The sequence below is a fragment of the Corynebacterium sp. HMSC072A02 genome (assembly GCF_001810085.1).
GTDB lineage: Bacteria > Actinomycetota > Actinomycetes > Mycobacteriales > Mycobacteriaceae > Corynebacterium > Corynebacterium hesseae.
Genome location: NZ_KV799885.1, coordinates 23,251 through 47,293, shown reverse-complemented (window position 1 = coordinate 47,293; position 24,043 = coordinate 23,251). Strand labels below are relative to the sequence as shown.

The following is a 24,043-nucleotide window of genomic DNA, read 5'->3' as shown; positions in this document are numbered from 1 at the left end:
AATTGGGGACCAAAGGTAGTCAGCTTACTCGCTGGCTACGCCTCTTCTTTCGACGCCGCTCATTCCACCACACAATCACCAGCACCGCGGCGATAAGGATGAGCGCCAAAATCATCCACCACGATAGCTTAGGTTGCCACCCAGATTCTTCTTCCACCTGAGTATCCACTCTTTCTGCGTGCACGAGTAAGCGGTCTGTATTGATGCCATAAGGCGTACACGTGATGAGGGTGAGTTTGTCTTTATCCGCCTCATAGGTGACAGCATCGTAGTCTTCAGGTTTGACTACTTCGCGGCCGGTGACTTTATAGGTGAGCGTCTCGCCCATGACGTCGATGGTTACGGTCTCCCCGTCCTTCAGGCGCGGAAGATTATCAAACATTGACGCATTAACCATCCCGGTATGGGCCGAAATCACAGTGTTAGTTCCCGGACCGCCGACGGGTAGAGAAGAACCAAACATGTGGCCGGCTCCGCCGTATAGAACTGAAGGTGCCGTTGTGTGGAAGACAGGTAGATCGATACCAATAGAAGGGATGCGCAAACGCGCAATGACTCCGCCCGTCTCTGGAGCATTGAGCGTATCTAGGTAGCGCTCGAAGCCAGGTGAGCCGGGCTGGGGAGGATAAGCGTGGTGTCCTTGCTGCGCCAACCAATCGTTATACTCATGCGCTGCACGAATATACTGCTGGCGCTGCGTTGGCGGGTCTATGTCTCGCACGGACCTGCCATAAGACTCGGCTTGCTGGTGCAGCTGATAATCGTTGTACTGCGTAGCAACTATGGGATACAGCAGGATGAGAATCCCGGCGATGATGAGCCAGAAGGAACGGCGCTTATTCTTCCTTTTCGTCATCATCCTCCCTATTGCGCATGTAGAACCACAGTCCCAAAGCCAATACTGCAAGACCAAGTAGGAGTACAAAGACTAGAGTCTGCATACCAGTATCCGGCAACATTGCAGCCAACAGTCCACTCAAACGTAGTGCTCCGTACGTATCGGAAGCAGCAACCTGAGCTGCAGGTGCTGCATCACTCTGCTGGGCGTACGCATCCGCCGTAACCGCGACGGTTCCCTTATAGCTAAAAGCGGTATCGGCGCTCTGCTTAATCACCACATCGAAGGAGCAGTCCCGCTTCGCCCCAGGTGCGAGGCGTCCCGCTGCATCCACGTTGCACACCGCCGCGGGGATTAGCCCGTTATTGTTGATCGTGAATTCTTCACCAGCACCATTACGAACTGTAAAGCCAGCCAATTCGGGTTCTTTGAACAGGAAGTTGCCCAATGCTAGGGCCCCTTCGTTCTCTACCTCATAGGTAAAGCGCATGGTCTCCGCTGAGTCGGGAAGAATCGCGGTATCCGCAACAGCTCCACTCAGGGCACTAATCGGCGCACCATCAATCTTTTTCTTCACCTTGAGCCCTGGGAAAGAGTTCTTGGCATTAAACGCCCACTTCGCGCCATCCGTCGACAAGTCGGTCGGCGTGCTCACCGGCATTACGTCGAAGGACCACGTACCACCGGTAAGCCGGCCCTCGCTGTCGCTCGTTGTTTCGGCCGTCGGGTTACCCAAGCGCTCACCTGAACTTTCCACGGAAACAACAGCACCCGCTTGACCATCAGCCGTTTGCTCACGAATCGTGCAGTTTCGGTCGATCTCAATCCCCTTCAGCGTGTGGGATTCACCCGATTTAAGCTCGAAAGATGTATCGCCACAGCTGGAAGCAAAACCAAAGGTTCTTCCTTTTCCTGCGGAGCCCGTAGATGTCTTGGTAAAGGTGACGTCAACGCGATCACGAAGGTGCATCGCTTCTGCTCCCAGCGTCATTACAGGCTCACCAGAACGGGACTGCAGTTTCGGATCAATACGGAAATCATAACTGTACTTCTTCATCGCATCGGTCACTTCGTCAGCGGTGAGCGAAGCAAGCTTCTTCGTCGGGTTCTTGGCATCGGGCTGACCACCAACCCACTTACCAAACTCCACATATGGGGTGCGCTGAGACCTCGTGGCCTCGAGTTGTACTCGTGGCTGTAGAGCCGAGGATTTACTGAGATCCAAGGTGCAGTCGTATCCAACCGGTAGCTCCACAATGCTGCCGCCTGAAGGCTCAGAGCTATCGGCGACCGTATAGGTCGCGTTAGTATTCACTGCATCAAAGTCGAAGGACTTTTTGGTGCCCGAAGGATCTTTACACGTCAGATCATATACGTATTTGGATTGATCCGCGCCACCCAAATAGCCATCCTGCATCGGGACGATGCGGACCGGTACGGTGCGTCGCTTATACGTGTTAACAAAGTCGACGGATTCAACCGAAGATTCGGCAGATCCAACACGCTTAGAAACTTCGCGCGAATCGGCATTCCATATCAATTCCGGCGGGGTTGAAGAAGGCTCATCTTCAGTTGCGGTACACCACGCACCAGACGGGACTTCCACCTCCGCTGCTTTAAACGTCCTTTCCGGGTCGGCAAATTTTTCGCTGTCTCCCGCTGCGAGAGTTGTGGGCAGACCAATATTTGAAGTGGAATATCCCACGCCTTGGCACTGGTAGTTGAATTTAAAATTCACTCCGGGTTTGGCATTTCGCAAAACCTTCATGTCATCGTCCGAAGCCACAATTTTCTTGCTCATTCCAAGCTTGGATTTGACGAAGGTGTAGTAGTTAGTCAGCGTCAACACATTGTTGGACGTTCCATCTGCATTATCTGCCTTGATAGGAATCTGCTGGGAGGTAGTGGTGCCTTCCTTCACTTCGGAATCAATGAAAGGCTCAGCGTCGTTGCGCTGCAGACGCCACTCCACCTTCTGAGGGATGAGGTGTGTCTCGAGCGTGGGCTTGCCCTCGCCTTGTGTCTTCTTCAAATCAAGCTGACCAAACTTATCGCCTGTGATGGAACAGTTTGCACCGACCGGAACATTGACAAACTCGGTGTGCCCGGGACCAGTGATCTGCTTGACATCAATCGGCGGAAGCTCTCCAGACTCTGCATCTGACCCCTCAGGATCCGAACAAACCATAGAGAAATTGTGCGTGTAATAGACGCTATCCCCAGTGACATCGGGCTGTGCCTTTTCAATGTCGATTGGAGTATTCGCAATCTTAGTGAGGTCGAGCTTGGCCATCTCCCGCTTATAGGTGTTAATTAGTTGCACCGGTGTGTCACCGTTGATAGCAAACTTAAGTGTCTTCTCAGCACGTTGGCCATCCGCTTCCACCTCCTGCGTGAAGGTAATTCCTTCTGCAGCGGTAGTATCGCCCTCAGTCACGCGACAGGTGGATCCGTCCGGAATGTCATCGAACACCAGCTTTTGGGTTTGCGGGTTGTCGGATTGCGGGGAACTTACTTTTCCTACGTGAGACACCAGCACGCCCCCATCCGGCGGGGTACAGACGACACTGACGTCGAATTCACGCTGGTACTTAACGTTCTTGCGCACCGGGGAGATGTAATCACCGGTTTCTGAATCAAACGCGACGGTTTTGGTGATTTCCATCTTTTTCTCAGCGTAGCCATACGTGTGCGAAATGTTGACCACGGTCTGTTCACCTACCGTGAATACGCCAGAATCAACCCCTTCGCCAGTATCGAAAGACTTATTGACGTCGTCTGCTTTCAACGTGGAGTTTCGTGTGATCTCGAATCCATCTCCACGCTTCCCGTCATCAACATCGACCTCCTTGATCTGGCACGTGCTGGATTCTGGAATAGAGGAGCTAGGCACCTGGAGGGAAGATTCACCGGGTTCAAGAGTGAAACTCCCCTGCTCACCCAAATCAAGCTGAGTACCGTCGGAAGCGCGACACTCTAAGGTGTACTTCACCGGCTGGGTAAACTTTGCTACACCTGCAGTTCGCTGCTTGATGGTTACACCATCACCGGCAGCTTTGAAGGTATTAATAAGATCCACTTTTTCTTCAGGCCGACCAACCTCAAGACTGAGAGAACCTACATTGGATGACCAGTCGAGCCCGCGAACTGTGTCAGGATCCTTTTCAGAAAAGCGGCACGTGTTGCCATAGGGAACACGCATAGCTCCACCGGCCCCATCATTTACCAAAGATGCCAACTTTTCATCAGCTACATCCGCGATAAGGCGCTTGGTTTCCGATCCACCGATGCGGAGATCACCGCGAAGATCGACGTTGGTATATTGCCCCTCGCCTGTCTCAACGTTACGGACACCACAGTCAAATGAAACTTCGTAATCAACCGGCAGAAGGTTGGAAATGCCGAGCTCAGACCTCACCAGCTTTTGGAGGTCAACGGTGGCTAGCCGGCTCACATAGTGATTGGATACGGTCACGGCATTGTGCTTCGAGTCGGTCGTATCATCAACCGTTAGTACCGGCTTGGATTTGGCTTCCTCATTAGTCAAAGACGTGACCTGGTCAGAGGTATCAGACGCCGTAACCTGGGTCCTATCTACAACCTGATTAGGGAACTCTGGTTGCTGCGACTCCCAAATTCGACACTCTGCACCAACGCGCGCACCTTTGATGTACTGGGCATTTTCACTTCCACTAGCGAGCTTCAGAGTTCCTTCTACCTTGCCAGCAGGATCATTCGGAGTCTCACAAACGTAGGAAACATCGTAAGTTCCTTCATTGGGAACCTTCGCGGCCGCGGGGCCAACAAGATTCTTTTGAACCTTTACATCACGGCGCTGGAAAGAATACTGGGCATCAATAGACACAGTAGAAACGCTGTTGTTTTGCCCCGAGTCAGGAAACTTCAGAGGATAAGCTTCTGCCTGGTTCTTCTCCACGACAGCACCATCGAGCTTCAACGTGCGACCATCAAAAACAATGGTCTCAGTTTCAGTTCCCGACAAACCGGACAGCGGCTTGAGCAAGCAATCACGCCCGAGTGGCACGCCCGTAAACTTGGCCGTTCCATCAAGCTGGTTCGCGCCCGTGGACGTCGTTTTCATAGTGACAACCTGGTCATAGTTTGCGCTATCACAGGTAAGTTCAAAGCGGTAATCACGTGGGCTTCCGAGTTTGTCAACCGCTTCACCATGAATGTGCTTGGACACGTTCACTGTGCCGGTACGAGCATCGAAAGCATTGCCTGCCACTGCGCTGCTGACGCCCGTCGCGTTGGTGCTTCCCTCGGCTAATTTGACCGTCGCAGTGGGAGTAGCTCCAGTTCCAGATGTCACGTTGGAACCTGTCCAGGTCAATTTCAACTGCGTTCCTGGGCTAGCCTGCGCGTTCTTCTCCGTCAAAGTACACGTGGCACCCGCAGGCAAACCTGTAACGGTATAACCAGCACCGTCCGCAAGCGCGCGTGAATCCGCAAGTTTCACGTCTGGATAAGCTGCCTTAAACCCTTGTGGCTCCGTGCAGGAATAGCCAATGTCGTACGTAAGCAGCTGAATATCTTTGTAATTCTTTGCAGTACCGCTCACCGACTTACGCAAGTTAAGTGATGAAGGCTTGAACTTAGGAGTCCACGTAACCTTACAGTTCATGGGGACCGAGGTTTTGTTCTCCATCACGAGAGTGGAAGTGCCAGTAGCCGTATCTTTTTCCAACGAGACACCCTTGCCCGCGGGGACACTCCCCTCTTTCACCGTGATGTTCTTCGTCGCATCGGTTGGATCAGTACATTGCCATGCGGGCTCGTAACGGTTGAAAGCAAGATTCTTCTGCGCACCTTGAGCAGCGGAGCGGAAAAGCATCACGTCCTTGGCATTAGTGCCGTTGGCATCATAGGCATCCATTTGGCGCAACGCTTGGGTGTAAGTTCCTTCACCCTGCCATGGAACAGGCGTCTCGGTACCGTTGAGTCGGGTTGCCATGGAGAAATCAAACGTTGTTGCTTGGCCCGTTGCCGCCTTCTCCATCGTGGTATCGACAGGCAGAACGTTTCCCGTCATTCGACCCATATTCAGCGCAAGAGCAAAGGCCTGAAATCCATTACGCGTGAACAGTCCTACATCGAGAGACGTAACGCCGTCACCACCAAGAATGTAAGTTCCTGCGGGATACTTATACGACGTGTTCTCCTTACAATAAACATCCTTGAAGGTGTTATCGCCCTCGTTGTAGTAGCTTTCCTCACCTGGTCCCAGAATGCTTCTCGAGTCTCTAGCGGGATCGCACGCAGGAAGATACCCAGGCGGCGTAATTCGGCGGTACAGATTCATATCTTGGTTCAATTCCGGCGCATCAAAAGACATATTTTCGCCGAATAGGCCAGACTCGGTTGCCTCCGCATCGATCGCGGTCATGCGATAGCCGGTGACGTTTTTACCGGTAGCCTTGTCTTTGACTTTGATGTCTCGGAACTGCACCTTAGCCATTTGGCCAGTAGAAACAACGCTGATTACATTCCTGAAGGTAATAGCCGGTGTACTGCTGTCACCGGTGAATTGTCCGAAGTACTGGACACCATTGATTTCATTACCAAACACACGGTTATTGATCGGACCAGCTTCCAAACCAAAACGCTTCATCTCCGTCGACCACTTGGTCGTCCCGCCGCCAGCTCGTTCGGAGGACGTAAGGAGGTTGACTGTGAAGCTCATCTCATAGCGGCCCATGTCTTTCGTGACGCGGGTAGGCGTGGGAGACAAAACTTGCATTAAACCTGCCATGTCAATCCAACACAACTGTTGGGCGTACGGTGCGACGTCACCTGTTCCCCTCCGGAAAGCACACTGGTGGAACAAATTCTCGTTCGTCCCCCAATTCCTTGAGGTTTGTGCTTGTGCCTCGGGGGTGGTGTGTTCTTCCCAAGGGCTGTTGGGGATGGCTAGGCCGGCAACCACGATCACGGCCGCCACGATGACGGCGCCAAGGCGCTTCATCGCTGTGGTCAGTGTGATCATCTGCACGGAGGCTCCTAAAGATTGTGGGTGGTTCGGAAATAGGCGGGAACCTATCACGGCTTCTCACCTGCTTCAGATTCTGAAACGTCGCCCGTTTCTTGTTCCTTGTCACGACGTCGCGAAAGGATTATAAAGGCCAACGCTATGAGCGTTAGACCTGCAAGTACGATCCCCATGACGCTGGCGCCAGTACTGGCCAAGGAGTCGAGCGCTCGGCTTAGCGGTCCTTGGCTTTGCGGAACGGTTGGTCGCTCTTCATCCGGTTCGGAGAGACGCGTGCTCGATGTTTCAGCGGCTTCGCCTTCGCCCGCAGGTTTTTCCGAGGAACCCCCGGAGCTTCCTGCAGCGCCTATTCCCAAGGCTGCGATGAGGGCGGCAATGGGCCACCACAGGCGCGAACTGCTCGAGCCTCCTGGTTGGCTATTGCCATCGAGTACTACTTCAACCGTATTTGATTTTTCCGGCGCAAGGCCGATAGTGCAATCAAGAGCAACCGGAGCACCACCAAGAGGTTCTTGGGCGGCGACGAGACTATAGCGTGCGTCCACTGCTTGGATCTCTCCGGGCTTGGGCACGCAGTAGCCATCCGGTGAGAAGAGCACAGTGTTGTGGATCGTTGTGTCGGAGGCCGAGTTCTCCTTGACGGAGGTCACGATATCGAAGTGGACCTTGGTTTCTGGATTTCCATCCCGTGAGGCGGCAAGCTTGGCCAAACCAGTCTTCTTGAGAGAGAAGGTTACCCGGTTACCTGACTCCCCCACCACGTAGTCCTCTTTCTCAAGAAGTCGCACATCGCCATCCGCATTAGTCACGCGTACGTTTTTAATGCCTTTGAAACTGAGAAGAGTGGCCAATGCGTCGATCACAACATATTGGTGCAATTCACCATTTACATCGCAAGGTGGAACCGACGTAGTGATGTGAAAGGTCAGCTCGTCTCCTAGGGCCGCCTTGTCCGAGCTTGCCTTCTTCTCAATAACCGTGGGCTGGTTCTTCGCCCGAACGAGGGCAGGCTCCTTCCCGATATAAACAAGAATCGGTGTAGCTACATCGCGATGCACATTTCCTGTGCGAAGGTTGACCTCCGAGACTTGGTAAACCCCTGGTTGAAGGCCATAGAAGCTAGCTTTGCCTTCTTCATTAGTGTCCGCAAAGTGGGCTTGGCCGGTGCTGTATCCGGGATCGTCGCCAAGCAGGCGCGGATTATCTTTAGCTAGCGCGCCGAGATCCGTAGATTCATTAGCCTGGAGATCAATCAACTGAACGGCTTTAAAACGGGCTTGCGTATCCACCGGCTCCCCTGCCGCACCAGCACCAAGAGTTTTAGCGATTACAAGACTCGCTACTTGTTGAGCTGGCACAGGCACTGCGTTAAACAAAGTCACGCAGACAATCATGAAGGCAGCAAGCACGGAGGCGAAGCGTCCATAGATGTGAGCGCGTGACTTCATGAGCATAGGTACTTTCACTAACTATAAATTTCTTGATCCTGCTTGCGCTTCTTGCGGCGCCGAGCCAGTAGCCACAGCAGGTAGGCAATAATAAAGACAACAACGGCGATAGCGATGGTCATCCACGACTGCCACGGGGGCTTGAACCCCTGGTCATAGTTGGCAGGCACGTCCGTGCGCTCACCATGGACCAGTAGCCGATGGGAGTTGATGCCATACGGAGTACAGGTAACAAGGGTGAGAAGGTCTCGCCCTTCTTCGACCTGGAGGTGTTCGATTTCTTCTGGAAGAACAGTTTCAATCCCAGTGACTTTGTAGGCTAGGACCTCACCCATGACCTCAACGGTGAAAACTTCACCTTTTTTGATGTGGGTAAGGTTGTCGAACATCGTCAGGGTCGCGAGCCCCGTATGTCCTGTGAGCACAGAATGAGTTCCTGCTCCGCCCACAGGCAAGGCTGTGCCGTATAGGTGGCCCACACCGTGGGCGAGCACGTTTGTCGACGTCCCGTGGTACACCGGCAAATCAATGCCGACGCTCGGGACTCGGACACGGGCCATCGGGCCTACGGCGCGCAGGATATTTAGGTAATCCTTGTAAGCGGGAGAATTAACATCAACACCGTTGACCCAGGGATCGGGGGCTCCTACCTCCGGCAGTTGGGCGTTGTACTCCGCGGCTCGCGCGAACTCAGCGGCACGCTCATCCTCAGACAAACGCGAAACGGAACGCGAATATTCTTCTGCAATCTGGTGCTGCTCAATGTTCTTGTAGTAGGTCAGCACGACCGGAGACAAGAACACCAGCAGAGCCAGGATGAGATAAACGATGGAGCGCGGATTACGACGTCGCCTTCTGCGTTGGGTCATGCAGTGCCCCGCCTTCCCGGAAACCCTTAATTAAGCAGTACGGGAATCCTTGTAGGAGGTGTAAATGCCGCGAGCCAGCAGTGCGAGACCAACAAGGAAGACCAAGATGATTCCCCAGGCACCGGTAGCCGGCAGCTGCCCCAGTACGGAGTTGCGCTGGTTATCTACCTCGACAGCCAAAGTCTTAGCAGCCAGGTCCACAGTGACATGCTGCGGAACCTCGTTACGGACGAAGTTCTTCGGTGCCTTGGTCTCCAGTACGCAGTAGTCCTTGGTAGTCACACCGGTGGCAGCAGCAAAGGACTGCACCGGAATGGTATAGCCCTTTGCCTCAGACTTAAGGCTTGGAGCGGTGCCCGTGGAACCGGAGGTCACAATCGTGGTTGCTGGAGTTCCTTCAGCGGTGGTAGCCATGTTCAGCGGCTTGCCAAGCAGCTGCCAGTTCTCCCCCTCCTTCTTGCACTGGTAGAGCTCAAATTCAGCACCATCGAGGGAATCATCCTCCTTGGCATTGCCAGAAGTCTTGGTGATGGTCAAGGTACCGAACGTGGTCGTGGTCGGATTATCCTCTACATCCGGGGTAGCCGGGTCATCACCGTTGGTATCTACTACAGCGCCGTTGGGAAGAAGGATCTTCGCGGTGTTGGTGATTACGCCACCTTCTGGCGCCTTTGTGATGGTAGCTGGGAACTCAACAAGAACCTTCAGGCCCGGCGCACCCTTACGGGCTTTCTGCAGCTTGGCCAAGCCATCCTTGGTGAATTCCACCTGCAAGGTATTGGTAGCAGTATCCAAGGTGGTGTTGTAATCGCTTGCTGCAAGCGTTGCACCATTGGTGGCTCCGTCGAGCGAGACCTTGACTTTTTGCGTGTCGACCTTTAGAGCCGCATTAAGCGGGTCTTGGATGATGAAACGGGTCAATGCGTCAGCGGGTACCGGAGCGTTGACGGTATAGGTCAGCTGCGTTCCGATGGTCGCACCAGCATCCTTCACCTGCTTGGAGGGAACTATCTTCTGGTTTTTCGGCTCAACAGTCTGCTCATAGACCCACTTACCATCGACATCGTGCGGCAACGTGACGAGGAAGGGCGGAGCGGTAGTGTAACCAGCGCGGTTGGTCTCGGTAACTTTGTAGGCGCCCACCTTCAACTCATCAAAGGTGGCCACACCGTTACTATCAGTCTTCTTGGTGACAGCCGTAAAGCCGCCATCGATCGGCGCATCCGCTGCCGTGTAGCCGGAGAGCTGCTTCCAGCCCTCCTGCTTGGTCAGATCTACATCGACGCGCTGGACCTTGAACTCAGAGTCAGCCAGCGGGGTGCTGGTATCGCCCGGGTCGCCGAGATACTTGGTAATGGTTAGCTTGACGGGTTTAGTCGCATCGATGACAGACGCAGCACTGCGAGTTACAGGCGCCGGGGCAGCCTCCACACCAGCCTGGGGAGTTGTAGTGGTTTGCGCAAGCGCAGGAGCCGCAAAGCCTGCTCCTGCGACGGAAATGGCACCAGCCGCAACGAACGCAGCGAGACGAGTAGAAGCCTTATTCATAAAGGTTCCAATCTCCCAATGTAGGGAATAGGCGAGCACCATTCCGGCACTCGAGAGAAGTAATTCACTGGAAGAATACTAGGAAGCTGAGAGGGTTGCAAACCTTATCCTGCCGATATGTGCCTACCCTTAATTTATACATAGCTACAATTCGACTAAGAAAGACTCGCCGCTAGCCCCTTCCAGAAGGAATCCTTTGCCTAGCTTTGACATAGCCACAGCTTTAGCCCTATTACAGTCGAAGTAGCAGTTGGATCCAAGCGAACAAAACGCAAAAAGGGCCCTTCCTCTTTGATAAGAGGAAGGGCCCACAGCACTTTTGCAAGTGTGGATTAAGCAGTTGCTTCTGCAGCAGCCTCTTCGGCCGGAACAATGTTGACCAGACGACGTCCACGCTTGACGCCGAACTCAACAGAGCCTGCCGCGAGAGCGAACAGGGTATCGTCGCCGCCGCGACCAACGTTCTCACCCGGGTGGAACTTGGTGCCGCGCTGACGCACGATGATCTCGCCGGCCTTAACCTGCTGACCACCGAAGCGCTTAACGCCGAGGCGCTTGGACTCGGAATCGCGACCGTTGCTGGAGCTGGAAGCACCCTTCTTGTGTGCCATGTGGTTTCCCCTCCTTCAGGGATGAATTAGAGCCGGTTAAGGCTTACTTGATACCGGTAATCTTCAGCGTGGTCACCGGCTGACGGTGACCAAGGCGACGCTTGTAACCAGTCTTGTTCTTGTACTTGAGGATGTCGATCTTCGGGCCCTTGCCCTGCTCGACAATTTCAGCGGAGACGGAGACCTTCTCCAGGTCTGCAGCCTTCGACTTGACGGTTGCGCCATCGACGAGCAGAACCGGGGTGAGAGCAACGGAGGAACCCGGCTCACCCTCGATCTTCTCGACCTTGACGAGGTCACCTTCAGCAACCTTGTACTGCTTTCCGCCGGTCTTGACGATCGCGTACATAGAGGGCTACCCCTTATCTAAACTCGGCTCGCTAGCAGCTGGGTGGTGCAGCTAGCGAATGGACATTGGACATTGGCGTTTAGAACCACATCCGCGAGAGACGTGCGGGAACCGCAGCGCGTCCCATCGAGCGCATTCATGGTCTAAACAGCGACTGTCAAAGACTACCCCGTGAGGGGGCGAAAAGGCAAAACGCCTTTTCTAGCGCGACCTGCGCCGTGCTACTCGACGCCTCCCGCGCCCGCCCTTTCGCGCCTTCGACGCTGTGGTCTGTGCGGAAGACTCTCGCCGCTGCGCCTCGCTCCCCTGTCCGCGTTCATTCGGCCTCTGGGTGGCTTGGCTCTGCGCCATCTTGCGCACCACTCGGCGGCGGCCGCGGCTGCGGGTCGCGCGCACGCTCGTGTTCTCGCCCGGCTCCGCGCCCTTGCGCTCAGCCTTGACCTCCTTCTTAGAGGTGGCTAGCTGAGCGTCCTTGGCCGGGGCCTCGTCCTGCGCGAAGTCTTCACGCTTCGGGCGAATATCCGAGCGGGAGTTTCCGCGCGTGCGGCGCTTGCGGCGCGGTGACTTTTCAAAGGCTTCGACAGCCTCGTCATAGGTCTGCTCCGAGCGCTGCGTGGATGCCTTTTCCGCACCGGCGTGCTCATCGCGCTTGCCGTGCTTCGCGCGCGAGCCCTCACTCGTCTCCTCGCGTTGTGGCTCCCGGAAGGTACGCGTTGCCCGGCGCGGCTTGCGCGAGCGCTTCGCCTTCGCCTTCGAGCGCTTCGCGTCCAGGCTTTCCGCTACGGCATAGCCAATGGAGGCGCTATCCGGGGTATCCGGCTCGTCCTCGTCGACGACGACCACGTTGGCCACGAGCTCCTCCAAGGAGGACTCGTCGTCGCGCGAAGCTTCCTTTTCTGTGGCAGTTTCGTGCTCGGCGGCGGCTTCCTCGTCGTCGCGGTGCATGCGCACGGCAGCCGGGTGCTGCTTCGGATCGCGCTGCGGTGTGCGGCGCTCCTTGCGGCTACGGCGCTGTGGCTTCGAGTTCTCCTCCTCGGCATCCTCATCAACCGGGTACTCGTGAATGATGATGCCCCGGCCATGGCAGGCCTCGCACTCGGTGGAGAAAGTCTCGATGAGGCCTGTGCCCACGCGCTTTCGCGTCATCTGCACCAAGCCCAGTGAGGTGACCTCAGAAACCTGGTGGCGCGTCCGGTCACGTCCCAGCGCCTCCTTGAGTCGGCGCAGCACAAGGTCCTGGTTTTCCGGCAGCACCATATCGATGAAGTCCACGACGATCATGCCGCCGATATCGCGCAGGCGCATTTGACGCACGATCTCCTCGGCCGCCTCGAGGTTATTGCGGGTCACCGTCTCCTCGAGGTTGCCGCCGGAACCGGTGAACTTGCCCGTGTTGACGTCAATGACCGTCATGGCCTCAGTGCGGTCGATGACGAGGGTGCCGCCAGACGGCAGCCACACCTTGCGGCCCAGGGCCTTCTGCAGCTGCTCATCGATGCGGTAGGCGCTGAAGGCATCCTCGCCATCGTGGTCGCGGGCGTCGTAGCGCACAACGCGGTCCGCCAAGTCGTGCGCCATGGAGTCCACGTAGGCGCTGACCGTGTTGTAGGAACGCTTGCCGTCCACAACCAAGGTGCTGAAGTCCTCGTTGAAAAGGTCGCGCACGACCTTGATGAGCAGGTCCGGCTCTTCGTACAGGGTGACCGGCTTGGCGCCCTTCGTTGCCTTCTCGTGCGCGGCGCGGGCGCTAATGTCCTCCCACAGGGAGTGCAGGCGGTTGACGTCGGACGCGATGTCCTCCTCCGACACGTTCTCCGCTGCGGTACGAATGATGGCGCCGCCATCCCCCGGGATGACGCGCTCCAGAATCCCCTTGAGGCGCTTGCGCTCCGGCGCCGGCAGCTTGCGGGAGATTCCCGCGCTGCGCCCGCCGGGCACATACACCAGGAAGCGGCCGGCCAAAGAAATCTGGGTGGTCAGGCGCGCGCCCTTGTGGCCGATAGGATCCTTGGCCACCTGAACTAGGACCTGATCACCGGACTTCAAGGCGTTTTCCACCTTGCGGCCGCGTCCGCCAATGCCCAATGCGCGCCAGTCGATGTCTCCCGCATACAGCACACCGTTTCGGCCCTGTCCGATATCGACGAAGGCTGCCTCCATCGAGGGCAGCACGTTTTGCACGCGGCCCAAGTAGATATTGCCAATTTGGGAGGGGTGCGTCTCCGTCGTGACGAAGTGCTCGACCAGGAGATCATCCTCCAGCACACCGACCTGGGTGATGATGCCCGCGCCGTCGGTGCGCTGCTTATCGCGCACCACCATGGTGCGCTCTACAGATTCGCGGCGCGCAAGAAACTCCGCTTGGGAGACGATGTGCTGGCGCTCGCGGCCCTTCTCCCGCAGCTCCGCACGGCGGCGGCGCTGCGCCTCGATGCGGGTTGAGCCCTTGATGGCCTTCGGCTCTTCAATGTGCTCGACTTCCTCGCGGGCTGGCCCGCGGCTTTCCGCCCCGCGGCCACGGGAAGTTCCGCGGCTGCCGCGACGGCGACCACGCGGTTGGTTCGACGGCGCCGAATCTTCCTCGGTTTCTTCCACGCGCTTTTCTGGCTTCTGGCGCTTGGCCAGCGGAGTGATCTTCGGCGCCATGAAGACCGGCGCGAAGTCGTACACGTCCGGGTCTTCCTCAGCCATCGGGGTGATCAGCGGGGTGAGGTCCTCGTCCTCGTCGCTATCACCGGCCTCGGCGAGCGCCTCGTGCAGCATTTCGGCATCGACCTTGTCGACGATCTGCGAAATCTCGTTGTCAACGTTCTTGCGCACGCGCTCACGCAGCTTTTCTTCTTCCTCGCTCAACTGCTCCGGCTGCTCCGGCTGCGCAGCAGGCTCTTCCGGTGTGGGTTCCCCTGCCTGCCCCTTCGGCTCAGCCTTCTTGCCTGCCTTGCTCACGCGCTTCGCCGCGCGCTTGGCGCGCTTCTTCTTCACGGTCTTCTCCGGCTTTTCTTCAGCCAGGGCTTCAGTAGTTTCTTCGACAGGTTCTTCGGGGGTCTGCGCAGCATCGGCCGTGGCTGCAGCCGGGTTGGCGTCCTCGGTGGCGGCCTGCTCGGGAGCTTCGGTGGCGGGCACGAGGACGTCGATAAGCTGGCCCACCTCTTCCGGCGTCAGTGTGGACTGTGCGGACTTCTTGATTCCCATCTCCGCGAACTGGGCCACCAATTCCTTGGAAGCCACGCCCACCTGCTTGGCCAAGGCATAAAGGCGGGTCTTGGGCGCGAGTGCCTCGCGGTCAATCCCCGCTACAGCCGCAGCCAACGTCGATTCAATACGTTCTTCTTTTGTTTTCTTCTTGGATGCCATCAGTGGCTTATCTCCTGACGTTGTGCTCACCCCGGGCGCAGGTTGCCGCCACACGGTAGTGAGTCTTTGAAAAATTCTCATCATCTTTATTAAGTTGTCAGCGCCTTCTATTCTGGCACAGAGCTCGATTAAGGCTCACATGTTAGTATCGCCGCTATGTCCAACGGCGCGCCCACAAACACACCTGCAGAGCGGAAAATACCTGTCCACGCGCCACGCACTGTGGCGCAGGCGCGCGCCCGCAACGAGATCGCGCTGCGGAATATCGTGACCGTAGCCGTGCCCGCGGGCATCGCTTCAGGCCTTCGCGTCGTTGACTTCCCCTATCCCTACGCGGTCCCGGTCTACGCGGTGCTCATCATGGTGATGCTCTACGGAGCCTTCCGCATCATTCGCAGCAAACCAAAGTTTGTACAAGCCGCGCAGGAAGAGTTTCGGGCGGGCGACTACCCCACCCTTGCCTACTTGTTGCCGGTGCTCGCCATCTTTTCGCCGCTTATCACCGAAGGGATTAAGTCCACCGGGATTCTCGGCGATATATCGCTCAACCCCATCCTCGTCGCAGCGGGCCACACGGCCTTTGCCATACCGGCGTTCATCATCGGTGGCCGCGCCTTCGGCACCACCTCTTTCCGCGTGGGCAAGCGCCGCATCAAAGCCATCACAGAAAAGGACAGTTTGGATGGCGTCACAGAGAAAAGCATTGCCGCCGTTGAGGAACACCCAGAGACCCTCAGCGGATTGGTGGCGGCGGGCGCCGTTACCGGTAACACGATTTCCATCCCAGCATTGAGCAAGCTACTCGGCTACGAGGAGGGGCTCGAGGAGGAAATGCGCGAGCTCGAAAAGTCCGGCGTAGTGAAAATGTCTGGTTTTATTTATGGCAAGAACCAGCGGACCTTTAACATCACTCTGACCGAAGTTGGCGTGCGCAGCATGGACGCTGCACGCACGCGCTAGCGCGGAAGAGTGTCATCTCCCGGGAAGAGTTTCGGACCAATCCACAGCATGAAATAGACCAGACCAACGAGGACTGGAATTTCAACAAGGGGACCAATCGTTCCGGCAAGGGCTTGGGCAGACATCGCTCCGAAGGTGCCGATGGATACTGCAATGGCAAGTTCAAAGTTGTTTCCTGCTGCAGTGAACGCCACACTGGCAGACTGCGCGTAATTCATACCAACGGCCTTTGCCACGCCCAGCGACAATACAAACATGCCCACGAAATAGATAACCAGCGGCACAGCCACGCGCGCTACCGTTACTGGCTGTTCCACAATGTGCTCGCCCTGCAGGGAGAAGAGCAACACAATTGTGTACAGCAGACCAATCATGGCCAGGGGCGATACGGCTGGGAGGAAGCGGTTCTCAAACCATTCCCGTCCTTTTACCTTTTCGCCCCACACGCGAGACAGCGCACCCAACAGGAACGGTATGCCCAAGAAGACGAGTACGGCCTTGACGATGGCCCAGAAGGAAAAGTCAGCGCTCGTCGTGTCCAAGCCCAGCCATCCGGGGAGGACGCGAAGGTAGAACCAGCCCAGAACACCAAACATAGCGACCTGGAAGATGGAGTTCAGGGCGACAAGCACAGCCGTTGCCTCGCGGTCAGCGCACGAGAGGTCCGACCACACAAGCACCATGGCAATACAGCGCGCAAGGCCCACAATGATGAGGCCGGTTCGCAGCTCCGGCTGGTCCGCCAAGAACAGCCACGCCAGGGTAAACATAAACGCCGGCCCCACCAGCCAGTTGAGGACGAGCGATACCGCCATGAGGCGGCCATCCGTGGCGATTTCCTTGGTCTTCTCGTAGCGGACCTTGGCCAAGGGTGGGTACATCATGACGAGGAGACCAATGGCGATCGGGATGGAAATCCCGCCGACCTCAACGGCACCTAGGGCGTGTCCAATTCCGGGGAGGAAGTGGCCAATGAGCAGTCCGGCGGCCATCGCCAAAATGATCCACACGGGTAAAAATCGGTCCAGAAAAGACAACGTCGGGCGCTGCGACACGGCCATGTCTCTCCCTCCTTCAACGTTGAACAAAGCATGATACGAACATGCAATGTACAGTACGCATTGATATGCGTCAATATAACGTAGGGTGCAAGGATAACCCCTATACTGATCGCATGGCTTCCTCTTCCACGCCCGAGACCAGCGCGCCCGGCACTAAGTGTTGCTCCTTAAGCACGGGCCCGCTCAGCGACGCCGAGGCGAGGCATTTTTCCCAGCAATTCAAAGTGCTGGCAGACCCAGCCCGCCTGCGTCTTTTGTCCATCCTGTGCGATGAAGGCTGTGGGCCCATGAGCGTCACGGAACTCACCGAGCTCACTGCGCTGAGCCAGCCCACGGTCTCCCACCACTTAGCACGCCTGCGGGAGGCCGGCCTGCTATCGAAGCAGCAATGCGGCCGCACCGTCACCCACCAGGTGCACAAAGACGCTTTTGCTGCCTTGCGCACATTGCTCTCGTTCGACTAAGCCGCACCCGAATCGATCTGCGCTCGAGCACGCAGGTCGGGATTCAGCCCAGTAGCAGAAATGACAAAAGCCCGAGCAGTTCATTCATCTTTGTGAACTGCTCGGGCGTTGTTGCGCGCTAGGCGCGGTGAACTTCTTTAGAGGTTCGGGAACCAGATGGAGATCTCACGCTCAGCGGACTCCGGGGAGTCGGAACCGTGAACGACGTTCTCGCCAACGGTCAGAGCGAAGTCACCGCGGATGGTGCCCGGGGTGGCCTTCTCCACTGGGTGGGTGCCACCGGCCAGCTGACGCCATGCGGCGATGGCGGATTCACCTTCGACAACGCCCGCAACCAGCGGTGCGGAGGTGATGAAGTCAACGAGATCGCCGAAGAAAGGCTTATCCTCGTGCTCTGCGTAGTGCTTCTTTGCGGTCTCCTCGTCGGCGACGCGCAGATCCATGGCGACGAGCTTCAGGCCCTTGCGCTCGATGCGGGAGATGATCTCGCCCACGTGGCCGTTCTTCACGCCGTCCGGCTTGATGAGAATGAGTGTACGTTCAGTCATAGGGCACATAGTACAGAACAGGTGCTCCCGCGTCCCGACAGTGGGCCAATTTATAAGCACTACGTGAGGCGGCGCACGATTTCCTCCGCGCGCTCATGGCTCGTGCCACGAAACCACATCTGTACTTGGCGCACGGCCGTGCCGTATTGGCCGCTCTCCAGCAGGCCTTTCAGCTCCTCGCGGTGCCATTCTTCCAAATCCGCAAACTCCACCGGGCGCTCGTCGCGCTGCTGTTTGAGCACGCCGACGACGAGGAAGACGAAGGCCGGAATCAACAGCGCCAGTGGCAGCGCAAAACCGCCAAAATACAGCTTGGCCACGAGAGCAGCGATGCACAGCAGGGCGGACAGGCCGTAGAGAAGAAAGAGCATGCCGGCTAGTCTAGCGCGTTCAGCGTCGACTGCAGCCAGACGCGAGAGTTCATGAGCAGGCGCTTCGCCTCCGCAGTATAGGGAGCCCACAACTCGAAGGCATGGACGCCGCCATCCACAACCTCGCACTGCGTGGGCACGCCTGCGGACTTCAGGCGCTCGGCGTAATCCACAATCTCGCCGTAGAAGAGCTCGCTGCTGCCTGCATACAGCCACGCCGGCGGTAGGCCAGACAGATCCGCGCGGCGGCCGGGCACGACATAGGGCGCGTCCGGCTTGCCGTTGGTGTAGTAGCGCCAGGCCTGCGCGTTGGAATCCGCATCCCAGATGGGGTTGCGGTCGGTGGACGCTGCACGGTCATCCAGCATCGGACAAAATAGCCACTGCCCCGCCGGCTGGATTCCGCCTTCATCATAGAGGCGCTGGCACAGTGCGGCGGCGAGCCCTCCCCCGGCGCTTTGGCCGCCGATGACAATCCGATCCGGGCTAAGGCCCAGCTCGTCCGCGTGCGTGAGGAGCCAGTGGTGGGCCGAGTGGACGTCGTCAAGCGCGGCCGGATAGGGATTTTCCGGGGCATAGCGATAGCGCGGCGCGATGACGGTGACGCCGACTTCCGCAGCGGTCTCTTTGAGGTGTTTGACGTCCTGGCGCGGATGGCCCATGAGCAGCCCGCCACCGTGGATCCACAACACGGCGCCGCGTGGGTTCTCGGGGCTATAAATGGTCGCGCGGATTTCGGCGTTTCTCACCCGCTGCGTGCGCACGCCCTGGATATAGGGGGCGGGCCACAGCGCTGGAACTACACGCCCGGCGCGGCGAATCAGCGGGTTGGTTGGATCCCACAAAGACATGAATGCTGCGCCCGCGCGCAGCTCCGGCCGGATATACACCGCGGCGGCCTACTTCTCAGTCAGATGCTGCGTAGTGAGGTAGCCGCGGTCCATGCGGGCAACGAGCACCGAGCGCATATACGCCGCCAGAGCCCAGAGAAGGGCGAAGATGATGAAGATCGTGGCCACGGACCAGTGGACCATGAAACCAAGAACAATGCCGATGACGTGGAACACGATCAATACCCCGACGATCCAGGGCTTGTTCATGAACGGGAAGGACGCTAACAGCAGCACCATAAATCCGATGACTACGCCATAGTTGAACGGGGTCCACAGGGTGCCGTCGTAGAGCTTGTACAGCATCGGCAGCGCCAGAACCAAGGTGATGAGTTCCAGCGTGAGGGAGCTGGCCACCACCATGCCGCCGAATTGCTTGAGGGGATCCTTGGCCGGCGCTTGGCCTAGTCCGAGCGGGCCAATCTCCTCCTCAGGAACAGGTTTGCGGGGGCTCATGCGGGCTCCTTTCCAAAGAGTGCGCGGGCATCACCTGCTGTGACTACAGAGCCAGTGATCACGATGCCGGATCCGGACTGCACGTCGGCCTCCTCCGCCAATTCCACAGCCTGGGTATAGGCGCTGGGCAGTTCGGGCTCGACGTACACGCGCTCTTCGCCGAAGATATCGCGGGCCAGCTCCGCCAGCTCATAGGCATCGCGGGCGCGCGGAGAGGTGTTCTGCGTGATCACGACTTCCGTAAGAACGGATTCCAAGGCCGTGAGAATGCCGGCGGCGTCCTTGTCGGCGAAGATGGACACCACGCCGATGAGGCGGGCAAAGTCGAAGTCACGGTCGAGCGCTGCGGCTAGGGCCTTGGCACCATGCGGGTTGTGGCAGGCGTCCAAGAACGTGGTGGGGCTGGTGCGCACGCGCTCCAGGCGTCCGGGGGAAATGGCCTTAGCAAAGCCGGTGCGCACGGAGGCGATGTCGAGCTGATTGCCTGACGACGCCCCGAAGAAGGCCTCCACCGCAGCCAACGCGACGGCCGCGTTCTTGGCTTGGTGCTCGCCGTGCAACGGCAGGAAGATGTCCTCATAGAGGCCGCCGAGACCTTGGATGGTGAGCTGCTGGCCGCCGACGGCAATGCGGGATTCCAGCGCGGCGAACTCGGAGCCTGCGCGGGCCACGCCGGCGCCGACGTCGACGGTGCGCTGCAGCAGCACGCGCATCGCTTCGGGGTCTTGTTCCGCCAGAATGGCGATGTTCTCCCCCGGCGTGAGCACATCATCGGCATCGTGCTCACGGGCTTTGATGATTCCGGCCTTTTCACCGGCAATCTCGGTGATGGTGTCACCGAGGTAATCCGTGTGGTCCAGGCCCACCGGCATGACCACGGCTACCTCCGCGTTGACCACGTTGGTGGCATCCCACGTGCCGCCGAGGCCGACCTCGACCACGGCGACGTCGACGGGCGCATCGGCGAAGGCCGCGTAGGAAATACCGACGAGCACCTCGAAGGTGGACATGGGGATGTCGGAGCGGGAATCCACCATTTCCACATAAGGCTTGATTTCACGCCAGATGCGCACGAAGTCCCGCGGGTGGATGGGGTGGCCGTCGATGCCGATGCGCTCGGTCACCAGCTGCAGGTGCGGGCTGGTCACTAGCCCAACGCGGCGGTGGAAGGAGCGCAGCAGCGAATCGATCATGCGCGCGGTCGAGGACTTGCCGTTGGTGCCAGCAACCTGGATGACGTGGAAGGAACGCTCCGGATTCCCCAGGAGATCCATGAGCATCTCGATGCGCTCGAGGCTGGGCTCAATGATGGTCTCCGGGGCACGCGCGTTAAGCTCCGCAGTCACCTGGGCCAGCTCCGCGAGCTCCTCCGGCGTGGCCTGCTCGGGCGCTGCCTCCTCGTAGTCTTCCTCACCACCGAGGTTCAGAGTCAGGCCAGAGTCGGTGATTTCGACCGGCCCGCCATCGGTGCCCTCCGCGAGGGCATCGACGACCTCAAATTCCTCGCGGTCTTTCTCCTCCGCCACTACTTGAGCCCCTCCAGACGTGCGGTGATGCGCTCGACTTCTTCCTGGGCCACCTGCTGGCGAACGCGGATCTTCTCCACAACGGCCTCCGGCGCCTTGGACAGGAAGGCCTCGTTACCCAGCTTCTTGCCGGTCTGGTCCAGCTCCTTCTGGGCCTTGGCCAGATCCTTCTCCAGGCGCTTGCGCTCTGCGGCGACGTCGACGGCACCGGAAGTGTCCAAGGTGACCTCGACGGTGGCCTGGGACAGGCGCACCTCGATGGAGGCGGACGCGGTGAAGTCCTCACCCGGCTCGGTAGTGTTGGCCAGGTTGCGGATGAGCCCCTCCTGCTCCTGCAGGTCGGCCGCGGCGAAGTCGAGGCGGCCCGGGACCTTCTGCGAAGGCTTGACACCCTGGTCGGAGCGGAAGCGGCGCAGCTCGGTGATGAGCTTGTCTGCGTCCTGAATGCGGCGGGCGGCGACCTCGTCCTTCTCGGCGCCGCCGTTGGTGTGCTCCTGGGTAGGCCACTGCGCGGTGACGATGGTCTCCCCACCGGTCAGGGCCTTCCACAGGACCTCGGTGACGAACGGCATGGTCGGGTGCAGCAGGCGCAGAACCAGGTCGAGCACGCGGCCCAAGACGATCTGGGTGGTGCGTCCGGTGGCCTGCTCCTCGGCGCTCGCCCCATCGAAGTCACGCGGGATCTGGGTCTTGGCAATCTCCAGGTACCAGTCACACAGCTCATCCCACACGAAGTGATAGAGCAGCTCGTTGGCCTTGGCAAACTGGTAATCATCCAGGTAGGAATCCACCTTGGCGCGGACCTCTTCGGAACGGTCGAGGATCCAGCGGTCGGCGTCGGTCAGCGCGTCGCGTGCCGGCAGCTCAGCCACGCCCGCGCCGTTCATGAGCGCGAACTTGGTGGCGTTGAAGAGCTTGGTGGCGAAGTTGCGGCCGGCAGCAGCGGCATCGACAGCCAGCGGCAGGTCCACGCCCGGGTTCGCGCCGCGGGCCAGGGTGAAGCGCAGTGCGTCCGCGCCATAGTCGCGCACCCAATCCATCGGGTCGATGCCGTTGCCCAAGGACTTCGACATCTTGCGGCCCTGCTCATCGCGCACCAGGCCGTGCAGGTAGATATCCGTGAACGGAACCTGCGGGCGGCCGTCCTTGCCCTCACCGAGCAGCTCCGGAGTGTGGGCGCCGGCGAAGGTGCCGAACATCATCATGCGGGCGACCCAGAAGAAGAGGATGTCATAGGCGGTGACCAACACGTTCGTGGGGAAGAACTTCTCCAGATCGGCGGTCTTTTCCGGCCAGCCCATCGTGGAGAAAGGCCACAGCGCAGAGGAGAACCAGGTATCCAGAACGTCCGGGTCCTGGACGTAGCCTTCTGGGGCTTCCTCGTCGGGGCCGACGCAGATAATGTCGCGCTGGCCGTCCTCGCCCTCCGGGCCGTACCAGATCGGGATGCGGTGGCCCCACCACAGCTGGCGGGAGATGCACCAATCGTGCATGTCATCGACCCACTCGAAGTAGCGCGGCTCCAGGGACTTCGGGTGGATGGTGGTATCGCCCTCGCGGACGGCATCACCGGACATCTTCGCCATCTTCTCCACGGCCACGAACCACTGCAGGCTCAGGCGCGGCTCGATGGGCTCGCCGGAGCGCTCCGAGTGGCCCACGGAGTGGACGTAGGGGCGAATCTCCTTGACAATGCGGCCCTGCTCGCGCAGCGCCTCGCGGATCTCCACGCGGGCTTCCTCGCGGGTAAGGCCATCAAAGCGCGTGCCGGTGTTCGCGATGTGTCCGGTGGTGTCCATGATGGTTGGCATGTCCAGGTCGTGGCGCAGGCCCATGGCGTAGTCATTCGGATCGTGCGCCGGGGTGATCTTCACGGCACCGGTACCGAATTCCATGTCCACGTAATCATCGGCGATGATCTTCAGGCTCAAATCATCACGGAAGGGGTGCGGCAACTCCTTACCCACCAAGTGGGCGTAGCGCTCATCGTCGGGGTGGACGGCGATGGCGACGTCACCCAGCATCGTCTCCACACGGGTGGTTGCGACGATGAGGTGCGGTTCGTCGTCGTTCAGCGAGCCGTAGCGAATGGACACGAGCTCGCCCTCGACGTCCTTGTAGACAACCTCGATATCGGAGACGGCGGTCTCCAGCACCGGGGACCAGTTAACCAGGCGGTTGGCCTGGTAGATCATGCCCTCGTCGTAGAGGGTCTTGAAGATGGTCTGCACGGCGCGGGAGAGGCCATCATCCAGGGTGAAGCGCTCGCGGGACCAGTCCACCGAGTCACCGATGGCGCGCATCTGGTTCTGGATGGTGCCGCCGAATTCTTCCTTCCACTCCCAGACCTTGTTGATGAATTCCTCGCGCTCATAGTCCCAGCGCTTCTTGCCTTCCTGCTCACGCAGGCGGGCCTCCACCTTGGTCTGGGTGGCAATACCTGCGTGGTCAGCGCCCGGCAGCCACAGGGTGGCATAACCCTGCATGCGCTTGCGGCGAATGATGGAGTCGATCAGAGTGTGGTCCAGGGCGTGGCCCATGTGCAGCTGGCCGGTGACGTTCGGCGGCGGCAGCACGATGGAATAAGGCTCCGCCTCCGAGGAAGCATCCGGGGTGAAGTAACCGGCGCTTACCCAGCCTTCGTAGAGGTCTTTCTCTACTGCCTGCGGCTCCCAGGACTTGGGAAGCTGGTCCGCGCGGTTGGTGCCAACGAGTTGCTCTTTATTCTGATCAGTCACCT

At 58.6% G+C, this 24,043-nt stretch carries 17 protein-coding genes; 2 read left to right on the top strand and 15 right to left on the bottom strand.

Features of this window, described 5'->3' with window-relative positions; translation table 11 throughout:
* Positions 1-19 precede the first annotated feature (19 nt).
* The 8 genes from HMPREF2698_RS12535 to HMPREF2698_RS12500 all read right to left on the bottom strand — a co-directional run bounded on the left by HMPREF2698_RS12535 (position 20) and on the right by HMPREF2698_RS12500 (position 15,027).
* Complete coding sequence (locus tag HMPREF2698_RS12535) at positions 20-856, bottom strand: class C sortase (protein WP_232770780.1); 837 nt, start codon at positions 854-856, stop codon at positions 20-22.
* Positions 837-6,845 carry a DUF5979 domain-containing protein gene (locus HMPREF2698_RS12530; protein ID WP_070565153.1) on the bottom strand — a complete coding sequence of 2,003 codons (6,009 nt, stop codon included), beginning with the start codon at positions 6,843-6,845 and terminating at the stop codon, positions 837-839. Before HMPREF2698_RS12530 ends, HMPREF2698_RS12535 begins: the two co-directional genes overlap by 20 nt.
* 53 nt (positions 6,846-6,898) lie before the next feature.
* Entirely contained in the window at positions 6,899-8,296 is a 1,398-nt protein-coding gene (locus HMPREF2698_RS12525; RefSeq protein WP_168164036.1) for an isopeptide-forming domain-containing fimbrial protein, read from the bottom strand.
* A 17-nt stretch (positions 8,297-8,313) separates the two neighbouring features.
* Positions 8,314-9,165: a class C sortase gene (locus tag HMPREF2698_RS12520; protein WP_070565146.1), complete on the bottom strand. Its 852-nt coding sequence runs from the start codon at positions 9,163-9,165 to the stop codon at positions 8,314-8,316.
* 30 nt (positions 9,166-9,195) lie between these two features.
* Positions 9,196-10,713 carry a SpaH/EbpB family LPXTG-anchored major pilin gene (locus HMPREF2698_RS12515; protein ID WP_070565143.1) on the bottom strand — a complete coding sequence of 506 codons (1,518 nt, stop codon included), beginning with the start codon at positions 10,711-10,713 and terminating at the stop codon, positions 9,196-9,198.
* A 332-nt stretch (positions 10,714-11,045) separates the two neighbouring features.
* Positions 11,046-11,324, bottom strand: coding sequence for a 50S ribosomal protein L27 (gene rpmA / locus HMPREF2698_RS12510; RefSeq protein ID WP_010190882.1), 279 nt, complete (start codon positions 11,322-11,324; stop codon positions 11,046-11,048).
* A gap of 43 nt (positions 11,325-11,367) precedes the next feature.
* Complete coding sequence (gene rplU, locus HMPREF2698_RS12505; RefSeq protein WP_010190885.1) at positions 11,368-11,673, bottom strand: 50S ribosomal protein L21; 306 nt, start codon at positions 11,671-11,673, stop codon at positions 11,368-11,370.
* A 201-nt stretch (positions 11,674-11,874) separates the two neighbouring features.
* Positions 11,875-15,027, bottom strand: a complete 3,153-nt coding sequence (locus HMPREF2698_RS12500; RefSeq protein WP_070565141.1) for a translation initiation factor IF-2 N-terminal domain-containing protein — start codon at positions 15,025-15,027, stop codon at positions 11,875-11,877.
* 156 nt (positions 15,028-15,183) lie between these two features.
* Here HMPREF2698_RS12500 and HMPREF2698_RS12495 point away from each other — a divergent pair, with 156 nt between their 5' ends.
* Positions 15,184-15,987, top strand: a complete 804-nt coding sequence (locus tag HMPREF2698_RS12495; protein ID WP_232770782.1) for a hypothetical protein — start codon at positions 15,184-15,186, stop codon at positions 15,985-15,987.
* Here HMPREF2698_RS12495 and arsB read toward each other — a convergent pair.
* Positions 15,984-17,048 carry an ACR3 family arsenite efflux transporter gene (gene arsB / locus HMPREF2698_RS12490; protein WP_070565135.1) on the bottom strand — a complete coding sequence of 355 codons (1,065 nt, stop codon included), beginning with the start codon at positions 17,046-17,048 and terminating at the stop codon, positions 15,984-15,986. The two genes, HMPREF2698_RS12495 and arsB, sit on opposite strands and share 4 nt — an antisense overlap.
* Before the next feature lie 113 nt (positions 17,049-17,161).
* Here arsB and HMPREF2698_RS12485 point away from each other — a divergent pair, with 113 nt between their 5' ends.
* On the top strand, positions 17,162-17,512 hold the full coding sequence (locus tag HMPREF2698_RS12485) for an ArsR/SmtB family transcription factor (protein WP_070565132.1): 351 nt from the start codon (positions 17,162-17,164) through the stop codon (positions 17,510-17,512).
* A 137-nt stretch (positions 17,513-17,649) separates the two neighbouring features.
* Here the strand turns inward: HMPREF2698_RS12485 and ndk are convergent, their stop codons facing one another.
* From ndk to HMPREF2698_RS12455, 6 genes are read right to left on the bottom strand one after another with little or no spacing between them, the layout of a single operon-like run.
* Complete coding sequence (gene ndk / locus HMPREF2698_RS12480) at positions 17,650-18,060, bottom strand: nucleoside-diphosphate kinase (RefSeq protein WP_070519481.1); 411 nt, start codon at positions 18,058-18,060, stop codon at positions 17,650-17,652.
* 59 nt (positions 18,061-18,119) lie between these two features.
* Complete coding sequence (locus tag HMPREF2698_RS12475) at positions 18,120-18,431, bottom strand: hypothetical protein (protein ID WP_070519479.1); 312 nt, start codon at positions 18,429-18,431, stop codon at positions 18,120-18,122.
* Positions 18,432-18,436: 5 nt separating this feature from the next.
* The gene (locus HMPREF2698_RS12470; protein WP_070565214.1) at positions 18,437-19,282 is read right to left on the bottom strand and encodes an alpha/beta hydrolase; all 846 of its coding nucleotides are present in this window, start codon (positions 19,280-19,282) and stop codon (positions 18,437-18,439) included.
* A 48-nt stretch (positions 19,283-19,330) separates the two neighbouring features.
* Positions 19,331-19,777 (bottom strand): DUF4233 domain-containing protein, encoded by a 447-nt coding sequence (locus tag HMPREF2698_RS12465; RefSeq protein ID WP_070530438.1) that lies wholly within the window; start codon positions 19,775-19,777, stop codon positions 19,331-19,333.
* Positions 19,774-21,303 carry a bifunctional tetrahydrofolate synthase/dihydrofolate synthase gene (locus HMPREF2698_RS12460; protein WP_070565129.1) on the bottom strand — a complete coding sequence of 510 codons (1,530 nt, stop codon included), beginning with the start codon at positions 21,301-21,303 and terminating at the stop codon, positions 19,774-19,776. The genes HMPREF2698_RS12465 and HMPREF2698_RS12460 overlap by 4 nt, the downstream gene beginning before the upstream one ends.
* Positions 21,303-24,041, bottom strand: a complete 2,739-nt coding sequence (locus HMPREF2698_RS12455) for a valine--tRNA ligase (protein ID WP_070565126.1) — start codon at positions 24,039-24,041, stop codon at positions 21,303-21,305. The genes HMPREF2698_RS12460 and HMPREF2698_RS12455 overlap by 1 nt, the downstream gene beginning before the upstream one ends.
* Between the last annotated feature and the right edge of the window lie 2 nt (positions 24,042-24,043).